This is a genomic window from Hoylesella enoeca JCM 12259 (assembly GCF_000613405.1).
GTDB lineage: Bacteria > Bacteroidota > Bacteroidia > Bacteroidales > Bacteroidaceae > Prevotella > Prevotella enoeca.
Genome location: NZ_BAIX01000002.1, coordinates 169,679 through 176,121 on the forward strand (window position 1 = coordinate 169,679; position 6,443 = coordinate 176,121).

Genomic DNA, 6,443 nt, shown 5'->3' on the forward strand with positions numbered 1-6,443 from the left:
AGTAGTACCATCCCCAGCCATTGATCTTAACAGTCCACCACATTTCATTGGCAAACTAATTCAATAGTTTGAGATGTTGCTTCAGGTGCGTCATGGATAGAGTCATATATATACCCTGCTAATTTATTTGATAGTTCATAATCATAGATACACTCAACCAAATCATACCCTTGGTTAACAATCGCTTTTGCATCAAATCCAATGGATAAGCCATGCCCATTATGCCCATAATTATTCCACATAGGTAGCGAGTCTGAGACTTTAGAGAAAGAAACAGAGAATAAGTGTTGTCTAGCCTGATGAGCGATACGTTCAATAAGATTCTTCCTGAGTGCACTTATTGTAGCTGGAACTTTTATCTTCTCACCTTCGTTTGTTTCTATTATTTGATAGTATTTTTCTGCCACTTTCCTTTCTTCGAAATCTGATGCTCCTCTTGGAATTATTAAACCTTCAGAAATATCATTCATATAATTTACACTATAAGCACGTAGGATCGCTCTTCTGTTATTTAAATTCTCAGAAGAGAGAATATCTTTAAATAGTGTACCCCAAGTTATATAATGATACACAAGACCTTCATTAATTAATTTTACTATGTTTTTACTATCTGGATATTTTTCAAATAAGTGTTTAAGTCTAATATCTTCATGAATTGGGTCATTTTTATCATACAATGATGGTGGAGGCGGAACAAATTTTATCCAACCTTCTTTATTCAGCATTTCCTCTGTTGGGTTTATTATTTGTTGTTTTCCAACCTTAATAACTCCTGAGTAAAAAACTCTACCTTGATGAGTATCTTTATAATAGTGATTCATAGTAATATATCATGTTGAGTGAATAATTATGTGTACTGCTTGTCTTTTTGAGATATTGTATCTTAGTTTTTGAATTAATACTCTACATCCTGTTAATATATCATCTTCTATATTAAGAATGGCTAGGAACAAAATGGAAACAATAAAAAAAGAAAAAGAGTTAAATGCTTAAAAATAAACAAGCTAACTCTTTTTTAGTACCCAGAGCCGGGGTCGAACCGGCACGGATTGCTCCACTGGTGTTTGAGACCAGCGCGTCTACCGATTCCGCCATCTGGGCTTATTGCGGATGCAAAGGTAAGTGTTTTTTCTGATATAACAAACTTTTTAACTGAAAAGTTTAATTCCATCGCAGATCGTAGAGTCAACCAGCAAGTGCAAAATTACTTTATTCTTAATGAATATCCGCAATCATCCAAATCAGTAGATTCTATGCTTGAAACTCGTCCTATAAGTGCATGCGCAAAGTTCAAGCCTGTCGAACAGGTTAAATCCGAAATATCTTCGGTTGAACTTATAGCAGAACTCATTGAGATAGAGCTGCAGGAAATCTGCTTTGACATCGTGATACGTGTCAAGGATACTCCTCTTTGCATTGCTTATGGATATGTGTACCCATGGAAGCACCTTGCCGACCATGGTCTTGTCCTTCATCTCATATGCTTTATGCTTAGCGACAATTTTGTTCGCTGTAAGTGCCGCGTAAGACTTCGTGGCATCTGTGGTGGCATCTATGGAATTCTTTATTCTGTCTTCCTCCGTAGCCGCCTTCAAGTCCGGTATGACTTCCATCTTGATATGACCGACCCGTTTCCCGGTGCTGTACTTCTTCATTGGTGTGTTTGTAGGAACAGAACTTTCCGCCATGACAAGCACGGCCGTCTTCCGTTGGCTCCCATGTCCACGCTTGAGAGGATGCCATTTTTCACTGTCAGGCGTCTCCGTGGAGAAGAATCCTTCATCAAGTTCCACCTGGTCAAACAGCCTGTAGAGACTGTCACGCTTGCCCATCACGTCACGCAGCTTATGCATCATTTCCCAGACGGGTTGGTAGCGTTTCCTTCCAAGCTGGCGCTGTACCTCCAAGGTGGATATGGCCCGCTTCGTACTTACTATCAGAAACATTGCCACGAACCAATCGAAAATTGGCAGATTACTGCCTTGCATCACTGTGCCGGAACGGAGGGTAACCTCATGACCGCAATCCATACATGTCCAAGACTTATGGCTCGGATTCCAACTGAGGTGCAAACCGCCACATTCCGGACAATAAAGAGTATGGCATTCACGAAATTCCCTGAGAGCGTGCTCACAGGCTTCCTCGTCAGGATAAACTTCATAGAAATCAGTCAAATTCATAATCATTTTCATAATCATTTCTTTCCAATAGTCAAATATAAGCCCACAATTTTTATACCAAGGATTGTCCAGGCAGTGTAAACTTTGCTAATTTGGATGATTGCGGATATTCATATTATTCTTTTGTAGAACTCGCATTTTGGTGTTTGGAAATTGAGTTTTTGTCTTGCCCTTCTGTTTATTTTCTTCTGTATCATTGCTATCTTTTTGTCTGTGAAATCATCGAAATTTGCTTGCTTATGGATATACTGCCTGATGAGCTTGTTTGTATTTTCAACCGCTCCTTTCTGCCATGAGGCATAGGAGTCAGCAAAGTACACGACGACGCCCAAGCACTTGGTGATCTACTTATGCGCAGCAAACTCAGGCCCATTATCCGTGGTAATGGTCTTGATGTGTTTCTTGTAGGGGGAGCAGCAACCTGCAAACCTCGTTGGCTAACGGCTCGGACTTTTTGCCGTACCGCAGCCTCGTCATAAAGAGCATGTTGGTGGAACGCTCCACGAGAGTGAGGATGGCGTGGTTATAACGGTCTACAATCAAGTCCATCTCGAAGTCCCCGAAGCGTTTCCCGTTTGCCTCTTCGGGGCTACGCGCCCCGGCCGCAAGGCAAGCCCTCGGTGTTTTTCATTTTATTCTCATGAAAAAACAACCTCAGTTTTTTGCACTTCGATTTGGAAAGTACACAAGAAATTGGGAGTGAGTCATCATATTTGAGGGCAAAGAGCGATAAACACGGAGAAATGTTTGGGAGTATCATTTTTATTATCTAATTTAGGCACTGAATTTTAAATCTTGTATGAAAGTATGACTGAGAACAACCACTTTTGCGTAATTCTGGCAGGAGGAAAGGGAATGCGACTGTGGCCTTGTAGCCGAGAAGCGCGCCCGAAACAATTCATAGACTTCTTCGGAACGGGTAGAACGCTATTGCAACAGACGTTCGACAGATTTGCCAAGATCGTGCCGCACGATCATATTTACATCAACACAAACAAAGATTATGTGCATTGGGTGCGCGAACAGTTGCCCGAACTGGGCGCGGATAATCTATTGGTAGAACCTGTCCATCGCAACACAGCACCCAGTGTAGCATGGACCTGCCATCGCATTTCACGTCGCTGTCCCGACGCCGACATCATTGTCACGCCATCGGATCAACTAATTCTCAATGAAATATCCTTCAAACAAAATGTCAACGAGGGCTTCGATTTCGTGCAACGAAACAACTGTCTGCTGACAATGGGCGTCAAACCCACGCGTCCGGAACCCGGATACGGATATATACAGATCGGTAAACAGGTGGCAGGAGAGCTTTACAAGGTGCAGTCTTTCACCGAGAAACCCGAGCGAGAGTTTGCCCGTCTGTTTATGGAAAGCGGTGAATTTTACTGGAATACGGGGCTATTTCTGGGCAATGTACAGTTTATGAGAGCTACATTCTGCACATTGTTCCCTTCCGTTTTGCGTGATTTAGAAGCCGAAAAACCTCATCACACAACAGAAGAGGAGAATACTTTCATGAAAGATCACTTCTCGCTCTATCCCAATCTGTCTATTGACTACGGTATTTTAGAGAAATCCGAAGAAGTGTATGTGATGAAATGCGATTTCGGATGGGCCGATATCGGCACATGGCATGGCATTTATGAGGCGATGCGCAAGAGCGAAGACGACAACGTGATCATCGATAGCGACGTGCTTTTAGAGAATTGTCGCGACAATGTTATCAAACTTCAAAAAGGAAAATTGGGCGTAATCAACGGACTCGAAGGCTACATCGTGGCCGAGAAAGACAATATTTTGTTCATCTGCAAGAAGGGAGATTCATCAGCCTTGGTGCGCAAATACGTGAGCGAAGTGCAAATGAAGCGCGGCGATGCGTATGTGTAACGACGCATCATAAGGCAGAAAAGAATGTCGGACAGCATCTGTTCATGTGCTGTCCGACATTTTGTTATTGGCCGAATTCTGCTCGGATCCTGGCCGAAATATCCTGAAACTCAACCTCGGAGAGTTTCAGTTTTTCTTTATGGAAGTCTACATCGGCTTCCGAATTGATCGGAATCAAATGAATATGGGCATGAGCCACTTCCAAACCGAGTACCACCTGTGCCACTTTCCGACATGGGAAAGCTCGCCGAATGGCTTGTGCCACTTGTTTGGTAAATATCTCAAACTCAGCGAGTTCTTCGTCTTCCATATCGAAAATATAGTCCACCTCACGACGCGGAATCACCAAAGTGTGTCCCTTTGCCAGCGGATTGATGTCGAGAAAGGCGTAAAAGCGATCGTTCTCTGCACAGGTATAACTGGGAATTTCACCCGCAGCAATCTTCGAAAAAATATCCATAACGTATACGTTTTAGGAGAAAAACCTCGTCGGAACCCTCAGATAAAGTGCCCGACAAGAGCCTTCCGCTATTCAATACTAATCTTATCTATCCGCAATTTGATGGTACCGCGCGGAATCTTGATATCCACTTCGTCACCCACCCGCTTGTTCAGAAGTCCTTGAGCAATAGGAGTCGTGATGGCGATTTTACCTTCTTTGAGGTTGGCCTCGCTCTCGCTGACAATGGTATAAACCATTTTCGCCTTGTTTGCCAAGTTGGTCATTTCCACTTTCGACAAGATCTGCACCGTGTCTGCACTCAAACGCGACGTGTCCACGATCTTAGCTTCATTGATCGCAACCTTCAATTTATTGATTTTATCCTCCAAATGCGCCTGTGCTTCCTTAGCAGCGTCATATTCGGAGTTCTCACTCAGATCGCCCTTATCTCGCGCTTCGGCAATAGCTGCAGATGCTTTCGGGCGCTCGATCGATTCGAGCTGTTTCAGTTCGGCTACCAATTTATCATAGCCTTCTTGTGACATATAAGCCATAGTCTTTATATTTTATGATGTATTCAATGCCGGTCTGCGGATACAATAAAAGAAAGAATTCCGACAAAACGCAGTTGCCGGAATTCCGCAGACTTATTATACTTCTATTGTTTAATTTTCTGCTGCAAAGATAATCATTATTTCCGAATGACACAAATATTTCGATAAGAAAAACAGTTCTATTAAAAAGATTTCACAATGCAGTGCTTGACTTAAATCAATAAAACACAGGTGAAAGCTACATTGTTTGCGCAAACACTTGCAAAGTTATATAAACCAGCGTATCTTTGCAACGTGTTTTTCATAGTATTAGATTTAAGGTTAACAAGGTTGGGACTCAGCGGAGCCCCTTTTTTTATGCCTAAATGCAAATGGGTAACCCTCTGTCAATTAACCATCTACTATGCTTCACCAAGAATTTCTGCACAGATCAGTCACTCAACAGAAACTAACACGACAGCGATTAATCGTTAGTTACCATGCCAAGATAATTATTAAAATGTATCTAATTGAAAATAAAGAAGTTACCTTGTTGGTAAAACTAAACTGGTAACGATTTGGAAACGAGCGAACTACTTGGCTTCGCTGTTTTCTGCCTAACAAAGAACGCTTGTTATTCTGTTTGCAAAGATAATACTTTGTTACCGAATAACAAGCGTTCTTGATGAGATATTCTTCTTTCTGCATTTTTTCTTAGGCGTGAGTTATAATCCTCTTCCATGTTTTTTCTTTCTGTTGGCTTGGTTCCTGAGCTTGCGCTGCCACGCTGTTTCTGCATAGTCATAGCCCTGTGTGGATGGTGTAATCAAATCGCCTAACCCTTCCACAACTTCATCGGCTGCACTAACAATGGTGTCTGCCACTGTACTAATAGGATTCTGCACTTGTGGTGTGTCATTGTCTCGTGAAATTGAGGAGCGGCTTGGAGGTACGAGTTGATAACCGGTATCAGGCTGTTCATTCTTTTCTGTCGGTTCTTGTGTTACTTGGTGTGGTTTATTTGAATCTTCCTTGTTGGATGCTTCAAAGTTCTTCTGCAAGGAACGGTAGCCGAACTCTCTGCCGATTTCAGAAGCTTTGAACGTATGTTCTCCGTATGAGAACTTCAAGCCATAGACCTTGCCCTGCTTGTTCTTCATGCGCTCTATGGCTATCCCGTTTTTGTTTAACTCGTAGAGGAACATGGAATGCCCTGTGATGCCTGTGCCTTTATACTTGTCAAGCAAGGTATAGCAGATTTGTTGTACTTGCTGTTTTGTCTGCTCTCTTATTGGACTGGCTTTTGGCTCCTGATGCTGCTTTTTCGCCTTGACCTCCTTTGCGATAGTCAAGTGTTTCTCTCTGCTTATTTCCTCCGCCACTCTTGCTGCCCTA

Annotated in this window: 5 protein-coding genes, 1 tRNA gene and 2 pseudogenes; 1 reads left to right on the forward strand and 7 read right to left on the reverse strand. The window is 42.5% G+C overall.

Annotation, left to right across the window (positions count from 1 at the left end; translation table 11 throughout):
• Positions 1 to 44 precede the first annotated feature (44 nt).
• The 4 genes and pseudogenes from JCM12259_RS01585 to JCM12259_RS15975 all read right to left on the reverse strand — a co-directional run.
• A complete protein-coding gene (locus JCM12259_RS01585) occupies positions 45 to 821 on the reverse strand; it encodes a hypothetical protein (protein WP_025065170.1) in 777 nt (258 codons plus the stop codon).
• Positions 822 to 1,019: 198 nt separating this feature from the next.
• Positions 1,020 to 1,101 (reverse strand) — tRNA-Leu (locus tag JCM12259_RS01590).
• Between the two features lie 140 nt (positions 1,102 to 1,241).
• On the reverse strand, positions 1,242 to 2,180 hold the full coding sequence (locus JCM12259_RS01595; RefSeq protein WP_025065171.1) for an IS1595 family transposase: 939 nt from the start codon (positions 2,178 to 2,180) through the stop codon (positions 1,242 to 1,244).
• A gap of 110 nt (positions 2,181 to 2,290) precedes the next feature.
• Positions 2,291 to 2,768, reverse strand: a pseudogene (locus JCM12259_RS15975) (IS30 family transposase); the annotation flags it as partial.
• Positions 2,769 to 2,987: 219 nt separating this feature from the next.
• On the opposite strand from JCM12259_RS15975, the gene JCM12259_RS01605 reads away from it, so the two are divergent.
• On the forward strand, positions 2,988 to 4,073 hold the full coding sequence (locus JCM12259_RS01605; protein WP_025065173.1) for a mannose-1-phosphate guanylyltransferase: 1,086 nt from the start codon (positions 2,988 to 2,990) through the stop codon (positions 4,071 to 4,073).
• Between the two features lie 64 nt (positions 4,074 to 4,137).
• Here JCM12259_RS01605 and JCM12259_RS01610 read toward each other — a convergent pair whose 3' ends face one another.
• From JCM12259_RS01610 to JCM12259_RS01620, 3 genes and pseudogenes are all read right to left on the reverse strand, one after another.
• Positions 4,138 to 4,533: an HIT family protein gene (locus tag JCM12259_RS01610; RefSeq protein ID WP_025065174.1), complete on the reverse strand. Its 396-nt coding sequence runs from the start codon at positions 4,531 to 4,533 to the stop codon at positions 4,138 to 4,140.
• Between the two features lie 68 nt (positions 4,534 to 4,601).
• A complete protein-coding gene (gene greA / locus JCM12259_RS01615) occupies positions 4,602 to 5,069 on the reverse strand; it encodes a transcription elongation factor GreA (RefSeq protein ID WP_025065175.1) in 468 nt (155 codons plus the stop codon).
• Positions 5,070 to 5,773: 704 nt separating this feature from the next.
• Positions 5,774 to 6,443: pseudogene (locus tag JCM12259_RS01620) on the reverse strand (relaxase/mobilization nuclease domain-containing protein); the annotation flags it as partial.